Raw genomic sequence first — 15,144 nt, 5'->3', positions numbered from 1 at the left:
TGCGATAAGTATCCGATATGAGCGAACCCCTCAGGCCGCTGGACATCGACACCGTGCACGCCTTCGTGCTGATCGCCGACTTCGGCAGCTTCACCCGCGCCGCCCAGGCGCTGGACACCTCCCAGGCCGCCATCAGCCTCAAGCTCAAGCGCCTGGAGGAACGCCTCGGCTATCGCCTGCTGGAGCGCACGCCGCGGCATGTGCGCCTGACCCCGGTCGGCGAGCAGTTCATGCAGGCCGCCCGCGACCTGCTGCGCGCCCATGAGCGGGCCCTGGGCGACATGCAGGCGGCGCCGGCGCGACGGCTGGTCATCGGCATCAGCGACCACGTGGCCGGCGCGGAACTGCCGCAGCTGCTGAGCCGCATCGCCGCCTACGATCCGTTGCTGATCATCGAGGTGCGCATCGCCTCCTCCCGGGACCTGACGGCGGCCTTCGACCGCGAGGAACTGGACGCGGTCATCGTGCGCAACGAAGGCGCGCGCCAGGATGGCGAGGTGCTGGTGGTCGAGCGCTTCGGCTGGTTCGCCGCGCCGGCCTGGCAGCAGGCGCCGGGTACCCCGCTGCGGCTGGCGACCATGGCCGCGCCCTGTGGCGTGCGGCATATCGCCGTGCGCGTGCTGGACGACGCCGGCATTCCCTGGACCGAAGTGTTTATCGGAGGTGGCGTGATGGCCGTCTGCGCCGCGGTCAGCGCCGGACTCGGAGTGGCGGCGCTGGCCCATCGGGTGGCGCCGGCCGGTGCGGTGGAGGTTGGCGAATGCCTCGGCCTGCCGCTGCTGCCGGTCAGCGAAATCGTCCTGCTTGCGCGGCCCACCGACGCCCGCTCCGAGGAAACCCTGCGCGCCCTGAGCGCGGCCTTTCGCGGCACCCTGCCGCGCTGATGGCGTGCCCCAAAAAACCTCGAACAGCCAATAAACCTGGGCTTTTTCGCCCTCTTTTGGGGCGTTTGCGGGCGCTTCCATTTTTCACTAGACATGTAGCGTAAATTACATAAATACTGTTTTCACTTTCAGTGAAACAAAAACGACATTCCACTCGCGAAGGCGTTTTATGCCGTCTCTCAGAGACCAGATCACCGACCCGGCCCTCGACCTCACGCCTTCGGAGCGCAAGGTCATCCGTGCCCTGCTCGACCATTACCCGCGCAACGGCCTGGGGCCCATGTCGCGGCTGGCCGAGCACGCCGGCGTCAGCGACCCGACCATCGTGCGGCTGGTGAAAAAACTCGGCTTCGGCGGTTATGCGCAGTTCCAGGAAGCGCTGCTCAGCGACATGGACGATCGCCTGCGTTCGCCCAGCACCCTGTTGCAACCGCGGGCCCAGGTCCCTCGGGACGATGCCTGGAGCCATTACCTGCAAGGCAGCCTGCGCAGCCTGGAACAGACCCAGGCCCTGACCCAGCCCGAAGACGTGCGCATCCTGGTCGACTGGCTGCTGGACAGCCGGCACGCGCTGTACTGCTACGGCGGGCGCTTCAGCAACTTTCTCGCCAGCTACCTGCTCAATCACCTGCGCCTGATGCGCCCCGGCTGCATGGCCCTGGACGACAACGCGCAACTGCCCGACCGCCTGTATGACGTGCAGCGCCAGGACATCGTCCTGCTGTTCGACTACCGCCGCTACCAGAGCCAGGCCCTGCGCGTGGCCAGCGCGGCCAAGGCGCGGCATGCGCGGGTGGTGCTGTTCACCGACATCTACGCCTCGCCCCTGCGGGAGCTGGCGGACCTGATCATCAGCGCCCCGGTGGAGTCGGCCTCGGCCTTCGACACCCTGGTGCCGGCCCTGGCCCAGGTCGAGGCGCTGGTCGCCAGCCTGAGCCTGCGCAGCACCGACCTGGACCGACGCCTGGAAGGCATCGACGCCCTGCGCAACGAATTCGCCACTCACCTGCTGGAGGACAAATAAGGATGGTCTGCCTTCCCCACCACTCGCCTCGCGACCTGCCATTCACCCTCGATCACACCGCCCTGCTGCTGGTGGACATGCAACGGGCCTGGCTCGACCCGCAGCTCGACCCGCATTTGCAGGTGCCGGATGCCGAGTACTTCATCAAGCGCACCCGCGAGCAGGTGATTCCCAACCAGCAGAAGCTCCTGGCGGCCATGCGCGGCGCCCGGCAGAACGTGCTGCACACCATTATCGAAAGCCTGACCGCCGATGGCCGCGACCGCTCGCTGGACCACAAGCTGTCGGACATGCACCTGCCCAAGGGCAGCCCGCAGGCGGCGATCATCGAGCCGCTCGCGGCACAGGAGAACGAAATCGTCCTGCCCAAGACCTCCTCCGGGGTCTTCAACTCGACCAACATCGACTACGTGCTGCGCAACCTGCAGACCCGCCACCTGATCGTCGCCGGCATCGTCACCGACCAGTGCGTCGACATGGCGGTGCGCGACGCCGCCGACCGCGGTTACCTGGTGACCCTGGTGGAAGACGCCTGCGCCACCTACACCGACGCCCGGCACCAGGCCTGCCTGAATGCGATCAAGGGCTACTGCTGGATCACCGATACCCGGACCGTGCTCGGCCGCCTGCGGGAGATGCAGGCATGAGCCGGAACAACGAGCCGTTGCAGCCGGTGGCCATGACCACCCTGCTCACCACCGACCTGATCGGCGTCAGCCGTGGCCGCTCGTTCCCCAGCGACGAACTGGACAGCTACACCAGCGCCGGCTGCGGCTGGGTCCCGGCCAACAGCGCGCTGACCCCGCAGGACATCATTGCCGAGCCCAACCCCTGGGGCGCCCGTGGCGACCTGCGGCTGATCCCCGACCTGGCCAGCCGGGTCCAGGTCGGCAACGGCCCGGACGCCAGCGCCTCGCCGCTGGACTTTATCCACGCCGACATCTGCGAGACCGACGGCCAGCCCTGGGCCGCCTGCCCGCGCACCCTGCTGCGCAACGAAGTGCAGCGCTACGCCAGCGAGCTGGGGCTGCAGGTCACCGCCGCCTTCGAGCACGAATTCAACCTGTACAGCGCCACTGCGCAACCGGAACGCCTGGCCTTCTCCCTGCAGGCCCAGCGCCAGGGCGCGGACTTCGGCGGCTGGCTGCTCAGCGCCTTGCGCGCCGCGGGCGTCGAGCCGGAAATGTTCCTGCCCGAATACGGCAAGCACCAGTACGAAATCACCTGCCGCCCGACCCAGGGCGTGGCCGCCGCCGACCGTGCGGTGAACGTGCGCGAGATCACCCGCGAGATCGCCCGGCAACTCGGCCACGGCCTGAGCTTCGCACCCAAGACCGCGGAACACGCAGTGTGCAATGGCGTGCACCTGCACCTGAGCCTGCAGAAATTGGATGGCACGCCGGTGCTGTATGAGGAAGGACGGGCCAACAGCCTGTCGTCCCTCGGCCAATTCTGGGCGGCCGGGGTGCTCAAGTTCCTGCCCGCGCTCTGCGCCTTTACCGCGCCAACGCCGATTTCCTACGCGCGCTTGCAGCCCCATCACTGGAGCGCTTCCTACGCCTGCCTGGGCCAGCGCAACCGCGAAGCCTCGCTGCGCATCTGCCCCACCGTGAGCATCGGCGGCAAGCCCGTGGCGCCGCAGTACAACCTGGAATTTCGCGCCCTGGACGCCACCGCCTCGCCGCACCTGGCCATGGCCGCGGTGCTGATCGCCGGGCGCCTGGGCATCGAACAGCAGTTGCCCCTGCGCGCCGTGACCGACGAAGTGCCGGACGAACTGAGCGCAGAACAGCGCCAGGAGCGCGGCATCGTCGCCCTTCCGGCCTCGTTGCCGCAGGCGCTGGACTGCCTGCGCAACTGCCCGGAACTGCTGCAAGCCCTGCCAGCCCCGCTGCTGGAAACCTATTTCGCCGTCAAACACCAGGAAGTGAAACTGACCGAGCACCTGACCCCTGCCCAACTCTGTGAGCACTATGCACACCTGTACTGAAACCGCTGAACTGGGGCTGTACACCCGACCGGCCTACCGGCTGCTGCGAGAAGACTCCGCGCACCCGCTGATCCTCGTCTGCGAACACGCCAGCCGTTATATCCCGGCGGCGCTCAACGACCTCGGCCTGGACCCGGAAGCAGCGCGAGAGCACATCGCCTGGGACCCCGGCGCCCTGGAGCTGGCGGAAAACCTCTCGCAGACCCTCGGCGCCACCCTGCTGACGGCCAATTATTCGCGGCTGCTGATCGACCTCAACCGCCCGTGCCAGGCCCACGACAGCATTCCGTTGCAGAGCGAGATCTACCAGATCCCGGGCAACCAGCACCTCGACGAAGCCACCCGCGAGTACCGCCGCAAGCAGCTGTTCAGGCCCTTTCATGCGCGCCTGAGCGGGCTGATCGATGCGCGCCTGGCCGCGGGCCGGCCGGTGCGGGTGGTGGGCATCCACAGTTTCACCCCGCTGTACTACGGCCAGCGCCGCACGCTGGAGATGGGCGTGCTGTTCGATCGCGCCGAGGGTTACGCCCGGCGCCTGCTGGAAGGCATGTCGGTCCACGACGTGAAGATCGCCGGCAACGAGCCGTACAAGATCGACGCCCTGGGCGACATGACCGTGCCGGCCCACGGCGATGCCCGCGGCCTGGATTCGGTATTGATCGAGGTGCGCAACGACCTGCTGCGCACCCCGCAGGCCATACAGTGCTGGACGGATTATCTGGCACCGCTGTTGTAGAAAAGGCTGTGAACCAGGATGGAGCTGTGGTTGTAAAAAAGCTGTTTGCTGTACCGGTACAACAACTATAAAAAACCGCCGTGGCGTGTCTTTAAACCTGCCAGGTTCAAATACATTGCCTGCCGCTATCTGGTCGTTCATCGACATCAGCGTCAGGCATCCGCCCCCCCTTTGGCTGACAAGGAGAACCTCTTCATGGAGATTGAAGAATTCGGCTACAAACAGGAACTCAAGCGCGGCCTGACGCTGCGCGACCTGGTGGTCTACGGGATGATTTTCATGATCCCGATCGCCCCGTTCGGGGTCTATGGCTATGTGAACCAGGAAGCACCGGGCATGGTGCCGCTGGCCTACATCATCGGCATGCTGGCGATGCTCTTCACCGCCCTCAGCTACGGCAGCATGGCCCGCGCCTTTCCCATCGCCGGCTCGGTCTACTCCTACGCCCAGCGCGGGCTCAACCCCCATGTCGGGTTCATCGCCGGCTGGCTGATGCTGCTCGACTACCTGCTGATCCCGCCGCTGCTGTACGTCTACGCAGCCATGGCGCTGAACCACCTGTACCCGGACATTCCCAAGGTCGGCTTCATCCTCGCGTTCCTGGTCAGCGCCACCTTCGTCAACCTGCGTGGCATCACCTTCACCGCACGGATGAACATCGTGTTTCTCCTGGCGCAGCTGGTGGTACTGGGGATCTTCCTGTTCTACGCCTGGAACGCCCTGCACGGTGGCACCGGTAACGGCCAGCTGACCCTGGCGCCGCTGTACAGTCCGGAGCATTTTCACTTCGGCATGCTGATGCAGGGCGTGTCGATCGCCGTGCTGTCGTTCCTCGGTTTCGATGCCATTTCCACCCTGGCCGAAGAGATCAAGAGCGAGCCGGGCAAGAGCGTCGGCCGCGCCGCGCTGATCACCCTGCTGGTGATGGGCGCGATCTTCGTGGTGCAGACCTGGATCGCCACCGACCTGGCCGCCGGCATGGGCTTCAAGTCGGCCGACACGGCCTTTTACGAGATCGCCGAAATCGCCGGCGGCAGCTGGCTAGCGACCCTGACCGCGGTGGCCACCGCACTGGCCTGGGGCGTGGCGGTGGCCATCACCTCGCAAGCGGCGGTGTCGCGCCTGCTGTTCGGCATGGCCCGCGACGGCAAGCTGCCGAAGATCCTGGCCAAGGTCCACCCCAGGCACAACACGCCGCACGTCAGCATCTACCTGGTGGCGGTGCTGTCGCTGCTGATCTGCTACCTGTTCATCAACTCGGTGGACACCCTCACCTCCCTGGTGAACTTCGGCGCCCTGAGCGGTTTCATGCTGCTGCACCTGACCGTGATCAATCACTACTGGCGCCGCAACAAGTCGGCCCAAGTGGTGCGTCACCTGATTTGTCCGGTGATCGGCTTCCTAATTGTCTGCGCGATCATGTACAACATGGGGGTCGACGCGCAGAAACTCGGTTGCATCTGGATTGCCATCGGCCTGGTCTACCTGTTTTTCCTCAACAAGCTGGGCGCCAATACGGCGCTGGCCGATCCACTTTAATCAACACCCCCGGCCGCCGCGGCACCATGAAGGTGCCCCGGCGAATCCGAGCGGGCGCCGACAGGTGCCTGCGTGCCACCGCCCGCCCTCGCGGGCCGTGGCAGTAATGCGTGGAAACCGACAGTGATTGTCAGGTTCGGCGCCCCAGGTCTCGCGGCCAGGCGTCGATCATTTTGATACAGGAGTACATCCATGCTGGTCTTACGCCCAGTTGCGCCAGACGATTTGCCGGAGTTGCAACGGCTGGCCCGTGAAAGCCTGGTGGGGGTGACGTCCCTGCCGGACGATCGACAGCACCTGCTGGACAAGATTCTCGACTCTTGCGCCTCCTTCGCCGCCAACGTGCAGGCGCCGGGACCGGAGAACTACTTTTTTGTCCTGCACGACCCGGCCCGCGGCCAGCTGCGCGGTTGCTCGGAAATCCTCGCCATGGCCGGGTTTTCCGCGCCCTTCTACAGCCTGCGCAACCGACCCTTCGTCAGCAGCTCGCGGGAGCTGAACGTGCAGCACGGCGTGCCGACCCTGTCGCTGTGCCAGGACCTGAGCAACCACAGCCTGCTGCGCGGCTTTCATATCGACCCGGACCTGGTCGGCACGCCCATGGCGGAGCTGCTCTCCAGGGCCCGCCTGCTGTTTATCGCCGCCCATGGCGCGCGCTTCGCCGACACCAGCATCACCGAGATCGTCGGCTACAGCAGCGACGATGGCCACTCGCCGTTCTGGGATGCCCTGGGCAAGCACTTCTTCGACCTGCCCTATGTCGAGGCCGAGCGCCTGTGCGGCCTGCAAAGCCGCAGCTTCCTCGCCGACCTGATGCCGCAATACCCGATCTACATCCCGATGCTGCCCAAGGCGGCCCAGGACTGCATCGGCCAGGTCCACCCGCAGGGTCGCGAGGCCTACGAGATCCTGCTGCGCGAGGGGTTCGAAGCCAACCACTATGTCGACCTGTTCGACGGCGGCCCGACGCTGTACGCCCGCCACAACGGCGTTCGCTCCATCCGCCACAGCCTGATCGCCAACGCCTGCCCGGGCCCGCAGAGCGGCAGCGGCCGGGCCTGGCTGGCGAGCAACGAGCGGCTGGGGCAATACCGGGCCGCCCTGGTGCACCTGGACGAAGCGCCGGGGGACCTGGTCAACCTGGACCCGGAAAGCTTCCAGGCCCTGCAACTGCAAACCGGCGACCCGGTACGGCTGGTCGCCCTATGAAGAATCCCGGACACGTTTGCATTCGCCGCCGCAACAGGCGCGCAGAAGGAGCTGCATCATGATCGTTCGCCCGGTACGCATGACTGACTTGCCCGCGCTGATGGCCCTGGCCCAGCGCGCGGGCCTGGGGCTGACCACTCTGCCGGCCAACCAGGATCGCCTGACCCATCGGATCCGCTGGGCCCAGCGGACCTTTGCCGAGCAGGTGGAACGGGCCGACGCCGACTACCTGTTCGTGCTCGAAGACGACGACCAGCAAGTGGTCGGCATCAGCGCCCTGACCGGCGCCGTGGGCCTGCGCGAACCCTGGTACAGCTACCGGGTCGGCATGACCGTCAATTCGGCGCCGAACCTGGGGATCCGGCGGCAGATCCCGACCCTGTTCCTGAACAATGAAATGACCGGCCAATCGGAGCTCTGCTCGCTGTTCCTGCGCCCCGACCAGCGCCGTGACAGCAACGGCCGCCTGCTGTCCCTGGCGCGCCTGCTGTTCGTCGCCGAGTTCCCGCACCTGTTCGGCGACAAGCTGATCGCCGAGCTGCGCGGCAAGGGCGACGAGAACGGCTGCTCGCCGTTCTGGAACAGCCTGGGCCGGCACTTTCTGCAGATGGATTTCGTCCAGGCCGACCACCTCTCCAGCCTCGGCCACAAACCCTTTATCGCCGAACTGCTGCCGCGCCAGCCGCTGTACACCTGCCTGCTCAGCGAACCGGCCCAGGCCGCGATCGGCCAGGCTCACGAAAACGCCGAGGCGGCGCTGGCCATCCTGCGCCACGAAGGGTTTGCCCATCAGGGCCATATCGACATCTTCGACGGCGGGCCGGTGATCGAGGCCGAGCTGAGCAAAGTCCGCGCGGTGCGCGAAAGCCAGGTGCTGCCGCTGCTGGTGGGCACCCCGGACGACGATGCGCCGACCTGGCTGATCCACAACCGCCGCCTGGAAAGCTGCCGCGTCACCAGCGCCCGCGGCCGCCTGGTGTCCGGCTGCCTGCTGGTGGACCGCCTCAGCGCCAAGCGCCTGCAACTGCAACCCGGCGACCTGGTGCGCGCCGTGCCGCTGCTCGCCACCCAGGCCAAGGCAGCGGCGGCCTGAAAACCTGATGACGGCGCTGGCCGATACGAGCAGCGCCGAGGGCCGCAGCCCTGCGGGTCACAGGCTCATTCAAGCTTGAACGCATCATCCAGCGGCACCCGGTAGCCGTTGGCCAGGCGATTGGTTTCGTTGGCCATGCCGACCACCGCCTGCAACTCGCCGAACATCGCCTCTGTCATCCCTGCCTTGCGCGCCGCGGCGGTGTGCGAAGCGATGCAATACGGGCAGTTGTTGGTGACGCTGACCGCCACGTAGATCAGCTCCTTGGTCAACGGATCGAGCGCCCCCGGCGCCATGATCTCCTTGAGGCTCTCCCAGGTACGCCGCAGGGTCGGCGGATGGGCCGCCAGGCATTTCCAGAAGTTGTTCACCTGGTCGACCTGACGGGTACGCATGATGTCATCGAACACCGCCCGCACTTCGGGGCTGGCGTCAGAGTATTCGGTGAGGTGGTTGCTGCTCATTGAAAGCTCCGCTGTGGGGGACGAGGCTTTCGAGTATAGGCATGCAGATCGTGAGCGCCTGTAGCCATTCCTGTAGCCGCTGCCGAGCCCGCGAGGCTGCGACAGGACCGCAGGTCCTCCAGCGGTCTTGAGATCCTTGCGCCTGCTGCGCAGTCGATCGCAGCCTCGCGGGCTCGGCAGCGGCTACAGGGCTACACGGCTACAGGGTCCGGCCATGCAGAAAATGCCGTGCGTCTGTTCCTGCGATCAGTGCTTGGCCGACAGCTCCATGATCATCCGCGCCAACAGGTAGATGCGCGGCGCCACGCTCTCGACTTCGGCGTATTCCTCGGGGGTGTGGATATTGCCGCCGACGATGCCGAAGCCATCCAGGGTCGGTGTACCGACGCCGGCCGACAGGCTGGAGTCCGCCGCCCCGCCGCTGCCCTCGATGGTCAGCTTGCGCCCCAGCTCGCCGTAGATGCCCTGGGCCATGGCCACCAGCGCGTCGGACTGCTCGGTCTGCGGCATCGGCGGCAAGCCGCGTTGCAAGGTGGTCTTGACTTCGGTGTCGGCGATCAGCTTGTTGGCCGACACCCGCGCCAGGTCCTTCTCGATGCGGTCGAACTCCTCCGGCACCGCCGCCCGCACATCCGCCTTGGCGGTGGCCTGGTCGGGAATCACGTTGGTCCGGTCGCCGGCCTTGAGCACGGTGAAGTTGATGGTGGTTTTCTTCGCTTCATCCCCCAGCTTGCCCAGTTGCAGGATCTGGTGCGCCGCTTCCATCGCCGCGTTGCGCCCCAGCTCCGGCGCGACGCCGGCGTGAGCCGCCTTGCCCTTGACCTCGACCAGCGCCGTGGCGCTGCCCTTGCGCCACACCACCAGGCCGTCGGCCGGGCGCCCCGGTTCCAGGTTCAGGGTCACGTCGTGGGCCTTGGCGGTTTTCTTGATCAAGTCGGTAGCGATCTCGGAACCGGTTTCCTCGCTGGCGTCGAGCAGGAAGGTGATCTGCGCGTAGTCCTTGAACTTGAGGTTATCCAGGACCTTCAGCGCATAGATCCCGGCGACGATGCCGCCCTTGTCGTCCATCACCCCGGGGCCGTAGGCGCGACCGTCCTGGATGCGGAACGGCCGCTCGGCCGCGGTGCCTTCCTTGAACACCGTGTCCATGTGCGCCATCAGCAGGATCCTGGCCTTGCCGGTGCCCTTGAGGGTGGCCAGCACATGGCTTCCGCCGGCAGCGCCGTTGGGGACTTTCTCGATACTGGCGCCGAGTTTTTCCAGCTCGGCGATGGCGATGTCGCTCACCTGGTTCAGCCCCGCCTCGTAGCCGGAGCCCGAGTCGATGTTCACCAGGCGCTCCAGCAGTTTCAGGGCGTCGCCCTGGTATTGCTGCGCATCGTTCTGTACCTGGGGGTGGGGGGCGGCGCTGGCGTGGGTGGCCAGCAGGCCAAGGGCGAGGGTCAGGCCGATACGGGCGGCCAGCAATGAGCGAGGGGAAATCTGCGTCATGAATCGGTCCTTGTTTCGTGTCGGAAGGTGCCCGCCCACCCTACCTGACAAATTCGCCACCCTCCATGCTGGCGCAATGCTCTGCGAGCGGCCTCACAAGGAGTTCAGCAGGGCCTTTGGCGAGTGGTCGCCGCGGCGGCAGCTGACCTTGTTGCGGCCGGTGGTTTTCGCCTCGTACAAGGCCTGGTCGGCATCGTTCAACCAGTCCAGGGCATCGCTGTGGTCCGGGGAATAGGCGGCCAGGCCGATGCTCAGGCTGACCTGCAGGGCCGGATTCTGCTCATAGCCCAAACCGCCGAAACGGCAACGCAAGGCCTCCATCAGTTCGGCGGCATGCTCCAGCGGCACGTCCGGCAGGATCACGCAGAACTCGTCGCCACCGTAGCGCCCGGCCTGGTCGCTGATCCGCAGGTTCTGCTTGAGCAGCTTGCTCAGCTGGCGCAACACGATGTCGCCAGCGACATGGCCGTAGGTGTCGTTGATGGCCTTGAAATGGTCGATGTCGATCAGCGCGATGGCGCCGCCCTGGTTCAGGGTCGAGGCCTGGCGCCGGCAACGCTGGAACTCGATTTCCAGCTGGTCCTTCCAGGCCCCGTGATTGAGCAGGCCCGACAGGCTGTCGGTGCGGCTCAGGGCCAGCAATTCGCGTTTGTGCCGGGACAGGACATTGGCCTGCTGGTAGCAGATAAACCCCAGGGCCAGCGGATACAGGGTCAGCATCGGCAGGCAGGCATAGAGTTGCAGCGCACTGCTCTGGGCCACGAACCCGACGCCGAACAGCAGCAGCCCGACAGCGATCCCCAGCGCTTGCGCCAGGCAACCGGCAAGGAAAAACGGCACGCCGCCCAGGGCGATATTGTTCATCGCCATCAGCGACAGGGTGGTGGTGGTCGGCAGCGGGTTGAAGTGCATGGCCGCCACCCAGAACCCGCCGAGGAAGGCATCCATCAACAGGTTGCGATGCTCGCCGCGAAACGGCACTGCCGAGCGGCGCGCCCACTGGTATGCCAGGTGCGGCCAGATGAAGGCATTGAACAGCATGAACGCCCAGACCCAGGGCGGCGGGCGCAGCGGGTACATGCCCGCGGACACGCAAAGGAAACCGAGGGCCAGCCCCAGAATTCGCGTCTTGTATAGCCTCCTGGCCAGTGAAAGTCCCTTTCCTCCATTGTGCGGCGTCAAGGCCAAGTCGCCTCCGTTGAACGGTACGCAAGCCATGGGATGCGGTCGTGTTCAGAAGTCTATCAGCGCAACGGCAAATAGCCATCACCGCTCAGCCCCCCGGAAACCGCTACGGCTCGCCTGGCCGCGAGGGCCCATGCCCGCCCACTGGAAACCGTGCAGCCGCCCTGCCCGCCTGCATTCATTTGCAGAATGAAGTCCGGAAGAAACTTCGTTTGTCAGTACACCCCGCGCCGACCAGAATCAGGCCCAGCCAACACCGCTACCCTCTTTGTCTCACTACGCCGGGAATCCTTGTTTATGAGCCTGCAGAGCTTCGTCAGCCCAGACCTGATCCGCCAACGTTTTTCACGGGCGATGTCGGACATGTACCGCGAGGAAGTGCCGCTGTACGGCGCCCTGATGGAGCTGGTGGCCCAGGTCAACGCCGGGGTCCTGGGCAGCGACGAGAGGATCGCCCGCCAGCTGCGCAGCACCGGCGAAATCCAGCGCCTGGACCTGGAACGCCACGGCGCCATTCGCGTCGGTACCGCCACGGAACTGGCGACCCTGGGCCGGCTGTTCGCGGTCATGGGCATGCAGCCGGTGGGTTACTACGACCTCACCCCGGCCGGGGTGCCGGTGCATTCCACGGCCTTTCGCGCAGTGCATGAAAGCGCCCTGCAGGTCAGCCCGTTCCGGGTCTTCACCTCGCTGCTGCGCCTGGAGCTGATCGACAATCCGCAGCTGCGCGACTTCGCCGAATCGGTGCTGGCGCGCCGGAGCATTTTCACCCCGCGCGCCCTGGCCCTGATCGATCAGGCCGAAACCCAGGGCGGCCTCGATGACCGCGCCGCCGAGGAATTCGTCGAGCAGGCCCTGGAAACCTTCCGCTGGCACCACAGCGCCACGGTCACGGCCGGGCAGTACCAGCAACTGAGTGCCCAGCACCGGCTGATCGCCGACGTGGTGGCGTTCAAGGGGCCGCACATCAACCACCTGACGCCACGCACCCTGGACATCGACCAGGTGCAAGCACTGATGCCCGCCCACGGCATCACGCCCAAGGCGGTGATCGAAGGCCCGCCGCGCCGGGAATGCCCGATCCTGCTGCGTCAGACCAGCTTCAAGGCGCTGGAGGAAGCCGTATCCTTCACCGACCAGCCCGACAGCCGCGGCAGCCACAGCGCGCGCTTCGGCGAGATCGAACAGCGCGGCGCCGCCCTCACCCCCAAAGGCCGGGCGCTGTACGACCAACTGTTGAACGCTGCACGCGACGCCCTCGGGGACTTCCCCAACGAAGCCAACGCCCAGCGTTACAACACACTGATGGCCGAGCACTTCCGCGCCTTTCCCGACAACCATGAAGCCATGCGTGAACAGGGCCTGGCGTACTTCCGCTACTTCGTCAGCGACCAGGGCCTGGCCGCGCGCCAGCAGGCGGATCGGCCGACGAGCCTGGAGGCGCTGATCCGCGCCGGGTATGTGCGGGCCGAGCCGCTGGTGTACGAGGACTTCCTGCCGGTCAGCGCCGCCGGGATCTTCCAGTCCAACCTGGGCGACGATGCGCAAAGCCACTACGCCGGCCACTCCAACCGGCAGGCTTTCGAGCGGGCCCTGGGGCGCCCGACCATCGATGAACTGCAGCTGTACGCCGACACCCAACAGCGCTCGCTCCAGGAATGCGCCGCGGCGCTGGGCCTGCCCACTCTCTGATTTTGCGTCCCACAGCATCAGCCAGAACGGCTGATGCTGGCCCTTTCCAGCAGCCACAGCAGGGCAATGGCTACAGGGTGTTTCGCCAGCCCTGATCGACAACATGCCGATACGAAACAGCCCGCCTCGCCCACTCCCCTCCTGCTTACCTTCCCATGACGCCTTCAGGTGCACCGTCAGTCGCCTGGGGGTCGTTACCCCTTTTTATTTTGTCTCTATATGGATACAGTCCTCATGGATTACGAGATCCTGCAGACGACCGTCTTTGCCCAATGGCACACCACACTACGGGACCTGCGCGCCAGGATAGCCATCGCTCGGCGTATCGAGCGGGCGTCGGCGGGCAACCTGGGCGATGTGAAAAACCTCGGCGGCGGTCTCTCGGAAATGCACGTGAATACAGGCGCCGGCTACCGCCTCTATTTCACGGTTCGCGGCAATACCCTCGTCGTCCTGCTGCTGGGTGGCGACAAGTCCAGCCAGCCCGCCGATATCTGCCAGGCCCGTTCCCTGGCCAAGGAGTTCTGATATGTCCGACACACTGGTTCCCTTCGACATCGCCGCCCTGCTCGACAGCGACCAGGCGATCAGCGAATACCTGTCCCAGGTCCTGGCCGATGGCGATACCGACGAACTGATCCGCGCCCTGGGCCACGTCGCCAGGGCCCGGGGCATGACGCAGATTGCCAAGACCACCGGCCAGGGCCGGGCCAGCCTCTACAAGGCTTTTGCCCCGGGGGCCAAGCCGCGCTTCGATACCGTGGTCAAGGTCATGCGCGCGCTGGGCCTGCAGCTGTGCACCACCGTGCCCCGAGGCTGAAGCTGGCCAAGGCCACAGGCAATGCAGCAGGCGGCTGTGTCGCTAAGGCGTCTTGCTGGAGGGGGAGCCGAGCGCTCCTGGCAACCGCTGGCAACAGGCGTCGAACCTGTGCGGGCTGCATGAGCGGCGTTACGGAAATCGTGGGGCGGGAACCCCGAAGAGGGTGTTCGCCCAGTGCTCTGGCCTGGCAATCCATGCACCGGTAAAGAGCCCTTGCACCGGGCGAACGAGAACTATTTTAATCGAACAGGAAAAGAAAGTCCGTGCACATATTCTGAAGAATTCTGAACACAAAGCTGACGGAAAATTTGTCATTCCGCTCACCTTCGTTCAACTCCCCGCACGGACCTCCCGAGATCCGGCGCGCCGGCCGCCACAGCGACCAGCGCCCGGTCTCAGTCAACCTTCGTGCTGTGTCGTGACTTGCAACACATCGGTGTAGGTCACCACCACACTCTGGCCGACCTTGAGGTCTTTCAGGCGGGCCTGGACTTCCGGTTTCTCCACGTCCAGGACCTTCTTGTTGCCCGCCGGCCCCTGGAAGGTCAGCTGGTTGTTCTTCAGGTCGATGTCGGTGATCTTCAGTTGCACCTGCACCTGGCGATAGGCTTCACCGCCCGGGTTGGGGTTGTCCTTGGTGGCGCGAACCACCCCGGCACGCTCAGCGGAATTCGGCAGGCCTTTTTCCACATCGGTGTCCAGCACCGCCACTACCGCGTGGGTGACCCGCACATTGACCTGATCGCCCACCTTCAAATTGCCCAGGTCCTTGGCCTGATCGCTGAGTTGCACATGCACCGGCTGGCCCTGGGCGCCTTCCAGCACCACGCGATGCTTGGCGGCATCCACGGAGAGCACCTTGGTCACCAATTCATCGGCCTCCACGGTACCGGCCAACGGAATGTCGGCGGCATGGGCATGCAGGCTGGCAGCGGACAACAGAGTGGCCAAGGCAACGGCTTTGGCCAGAGAGTGAAGCGGCTTCATAGACATTCATCCTTGTAATTGAAGACAAGA

15 protein-coding genes are annotated in these 15,144 nt (G+C 65.7%); 11 read left to right on the top strand and 4 right to left on the bottom strand.

The features are described 5' to 3' along the window. Positions 1-17: 17 nt before the first annotated feature. The 8 genes from PVZ80_RS26410 (at position 18) to astA (ending at position 8,475) form a co-directional block, all read left to right on the top strand. On the top strand, positions 18-884 hold the full coding sequence (locus PVZ80_RS26410; protein WP_273864784.1) for a LysR family transcriptional regulator: 867 nt from the start codon (positions 18-20) through the stop codon (positions 882-884). A 169-nt stretch (positions 885-1,053) separates the two neighbouring features. Continuing rightward, positions 1,054-1,908, top strand: coding sequence for a MurR/RpiR family transcriptional regulator (locus tag PVZ80_RS26405; protein WP_009048189.1), 855 nt, complete (start codon positions 1,054-1,056; stop codon positions 1,906-1,908). Positions 1,909-1,910: 2 nt separating this feature from the next. Further along, positions 1,911-2,555: an isochorismatase family cysteine hydrolase gene (locus tag PVZ80_RS26400; RefSeq protein ID WP_081362122.1), complete on the top strand. Its 645-nt coding sequence runs from the start codon at positions 1,911-1,913 to the stop codon at positions 2,553-2,555. Next, on the top strand, positions 2,552-3,898 hold the full coding sequence (locus tag PVZ80_RS26395) for a glutamine synthetase family protein (RefSeq protein ID WP_273828907.1): 1,347 nt from the start codon (positions 2,552-2,554) through the stop codon (positions 3,896-3,898). Before PVZ80_RS26400 ends, PVZ80_RS26395 begins: the two co-directional genes overlap by 4 nt. Continuing rightward, positions 3,882-4,634, top strand: a complete 753-nt coding sequence (locus PVZ80_RS26390) for an N-formylglutamate amidohydrolase (RefSeq protein WP_028682915.1) — start codon at positions 3,882-3,884, stop codon at positions 4,632-4,634. The genes PVZ80_RS26395 and PVZ80_RS26390 overlap by 17 nt, the downstream gene beginning before the upstream one ends. Positions 4,635-4,829: 195 nt before the next feature. Next, the gene (locus PVZ80_RS26385) at positions 4,830-6,173 is read left to right on the top strand and encodes an APC family permease (RefSeq protein WP_009048185.1); all 1,344 of its coding nucleotides are present in this window, start codon (positions 4,830-4,832) and stop codon (positions 6,171-6,173) included. Positions 6,174-6,365: 192 nt separating this feature from the next. Further along, entirely contained in the window at positions 6,366-7,382 is a 1,017-nt protein-coding gene (locus PVZ80_RS26380) for an arginine N-succinyltransferase (protein WP_009048184.1), read from the top strand. Positions 7,383-7,440: 58 nt separating this feature from the next. Continuing rightward, positions 7,441-8,475: an arginine N-succinyltransferase gene (gene astA / locus PVZ80_RS26375; protein WP_009048183.1), complete on the top strand. Its 1,035-nt coding sequence runs from the start codon at positions 7,441-7,443 to the stop codon at positions 8,473-8,475. Positions 8,476-8,540: 65 nt separating this feature from the next. Here the strand turns inward: astA and PVZ80_RS26370 are convergent, their stop codons facing one another. The 3 genes from PVZ80_RS26370 to PVZ80_RS26360 form a co-directional block, all read right to left on the bottom strand. After that, on the bottom strand, positions 8,541-8,939 hold the full coding sequence (locus tag PVZ80_RS26370; RefSeq protein ID WP_110175421.1) for a carboxymuconolactone decarboxylase family protein: 399 nt from the start codon (positions 8,937-8,939) through the stop codon (positions 8,541-8,543). A 246-nt stretch (positions 8,940-9,185) separates the two neighbouring features. Further along, positions 9,186-10,430 (bottom strand): M20/M25/M40 family metallo-hydrolase, encoded by a 1,245-nt coding sequence (locus PVZ80_RS26365; protein WP_150085186.1) that lies wholly within the window; start codon positions 10,428-10,430, stop codon positions 9,186-9,188. Positions 10,431-10,523: 93 nt separating this feature from the next. Continuing rightward, positions 10,524-11,648 carry a diguanylate cyclase gene (locus PVZ80_RS26360; RefSeq protein WP_150085185.1) on the bottom strand — a complete coding sequence of 375 codons (1,125 nt, stop codon included), beginning with the start codon at positions 11,646-11,648 and terminating at the stop codon, positions 10,524-10,526. Positions 11,649-11,912: 264 nt separating this feature from the next. Here PVZ80_RS26360 and hglS point away from each other — a divergent pair, with 264 nt between their 5' ends. From hglS to PVZ80_RS26345, 3 genes are all read left to right on the top strand, one after another. Continuing rightward, positions 11,913-13,307 carry a 2-oxoadipate dioxygenase/decarboxylase HglS gene (gene hglS, locus PVZ80_RS26355; protein ID WP_273864783.1) on the top strand — a complete coding sequence of 465 codons (1,395 nt, stop codon included), beginning with the start codon at positions 11,913-11,915 and terminating at the stop codon, positions 13,305-13,307. Positions 13,308-13,541: 234 nt separating this feature from the next. Further along, the gene (locus tag PVZ80_RS26350; protein ID WP_273864782.1) at positions 13,542-13,835 is read left to right on the top strand and encodes a type II toxin-antitoxin system RelE/ParE family toxin; all 294 of its coding nucleotides are present in this window, start codon (positions 13,542-13,544) and stop codon (positions 13,833-13,835) included. 1 nt (position 13,836) lies between these two features. Then, a complete protein-coding gene (locus tag PVZ80_RS26345; RefSeq protein ID WP_038631365.1) occupies positions 13,837-14,127 on the top strand; it encodes an addiction module antidote protein in 291 nt (96 codons plus the stop codon). Between the two features lie 399 nt (positions 14,128-14,526). On the opposite strand, the gene PVZ80_RS26340 is transcribed toward PVZ80_RS26345, so the two are convergent. Continuing rightward, positions 14,527-15,114: a hypothetical protein gene (locus PVZ80_RS26340; protein ID WP_028682910.1), complete on the bottom strand. Its 588-nt coding sequence runs from the start codon at positions 15,112-15,114 to the stop codon at positions 14,527-14,529. Between the last annotated feature and the right edge of the window lie 30 nt (positions 15,115-15,144).

The organism is Pseudomonas sp. B3G-3 (assembly GCF_028640915.1).
Classification (GTDB): domain Bacteria; phylum Pseudomonadota; class Gammaproteobacteria; order Pseudomonadales; family Pseudomonadaceae; genus Aquipseudomonas; species Aquipseudomonas chlororaphis_I.
This window is presented reverse-complemented; position numbering and strand designations above follow the sequence as displayed.

Excerpts from the sequence above, each read along its gene's own strand:
- PVZ80_RS26345 (WP_038631365.1), top strand. The coding sequence starts at position 13,837 with ATGTCCGACACACTGGTTCCCTTCGACATCGCCGCCCTGCTCGACAGC.
- PVZ80_RS26395 (WP_273828907.1), top strand. The coding sequence starts at position 2,552 with ATGAGCCGGAACAACGAGCCGTTGCAGCCGGTGGCCATGACCACCCTG.
- PVZ80_RS26360 (WP_150085185.1), bottom strand. The coding sequence starts at position 11,648 with ATGGCTTGCGTACCGTTCAACGGAGGCGACTTGGCCTTGACGCCGCAC.
- astA (WP_009048183.1), top strand. The coding sequence starts at position 7,441 with ATGATCGTTCGCCCGGTACGCATGACTGACTTGCCCGCGCTGATGGCC.
- hglS (WP_273864783.1), top strand. The coding sequence starts at position 11,913 with ATGAGCCTGCAGAGCTTCGTCAGCCCAGACCTGATCCGCCAACGTTTT.
- PVZ80_RS26370 (WP_110175421.1), bottom strand. The coding sequence starts at position 8,939 with ATGAGCAGCAACCACCTCACCGAATACTCTGACGCCAGCCCCGAAGTG.
- PVZ80_RS26400 (WP_081362122.1), top strand. The coding sequence starts at position 1,911 with ATGGTCTGCCTTCCCCACCACTCGCCTCGCGACCTGCCATTCACCCTC.
- PVZ80_RS26410 (WP_273864784.1), top strand. The coding sequence starts at position 18 with ATGAGCGAACCCCTCAGGCCGCTGGACATCGACACCGTGCACGCCTTC.
- PVZ80_RS26340 (WP_028682910.1), bottom strand. The coding sequence starts at position 15,114 with ATGAAGCCGCTTCACTCTCTGGCCAAAGCCGTTGCCTTGGCCACTCTG.
- PVZ80_RS26380 (WP_009048184.1), top strand. The coding sequence starts at position 6,366 with ATGCTGGTCTTACGCCCAGTTGCGCCAGACGATTTGCCGGAGTTGCAA.
- PVZ80_RS26390 (WP_028682915.1), top strand. The coding sequence starts at position 3,882 with ATGCACACCTGTACTGAAACCGCTGAACTGGGGCTGTACACCCGACCG.
- PVZ80_RS26365 (WP_150085186.1), bottom strand. The coding sequence starts at position 10,430 with ATGACGCAGATTTCCCCTCGCTCATTGCTGGCCGCCCGTATCGGCCTG.
- PVZ80_RS26350 (WP_273864782.1), top strand. The coding sequence starts at position 13,542 with ATGGATTACGAGATCCTGCAGACGACCGTCTTTGCCCAATGGCACACC.
- PVZ80_RS26385 (WP_009048185.1), top strand. The coding sequence starts at position 4,830 with ATGGAGATTGAAGAATTCGGCTACAAACAGGAACTCAAGCGCGGCCTG.
- PVZ80_RS26405 (WP_009048189.1), top strand. The coding sequence starts at position 1,054 with ATGCCGTCTCTCAGAGACCAGATCACCGACCCGGCCCTCGACCTCACG.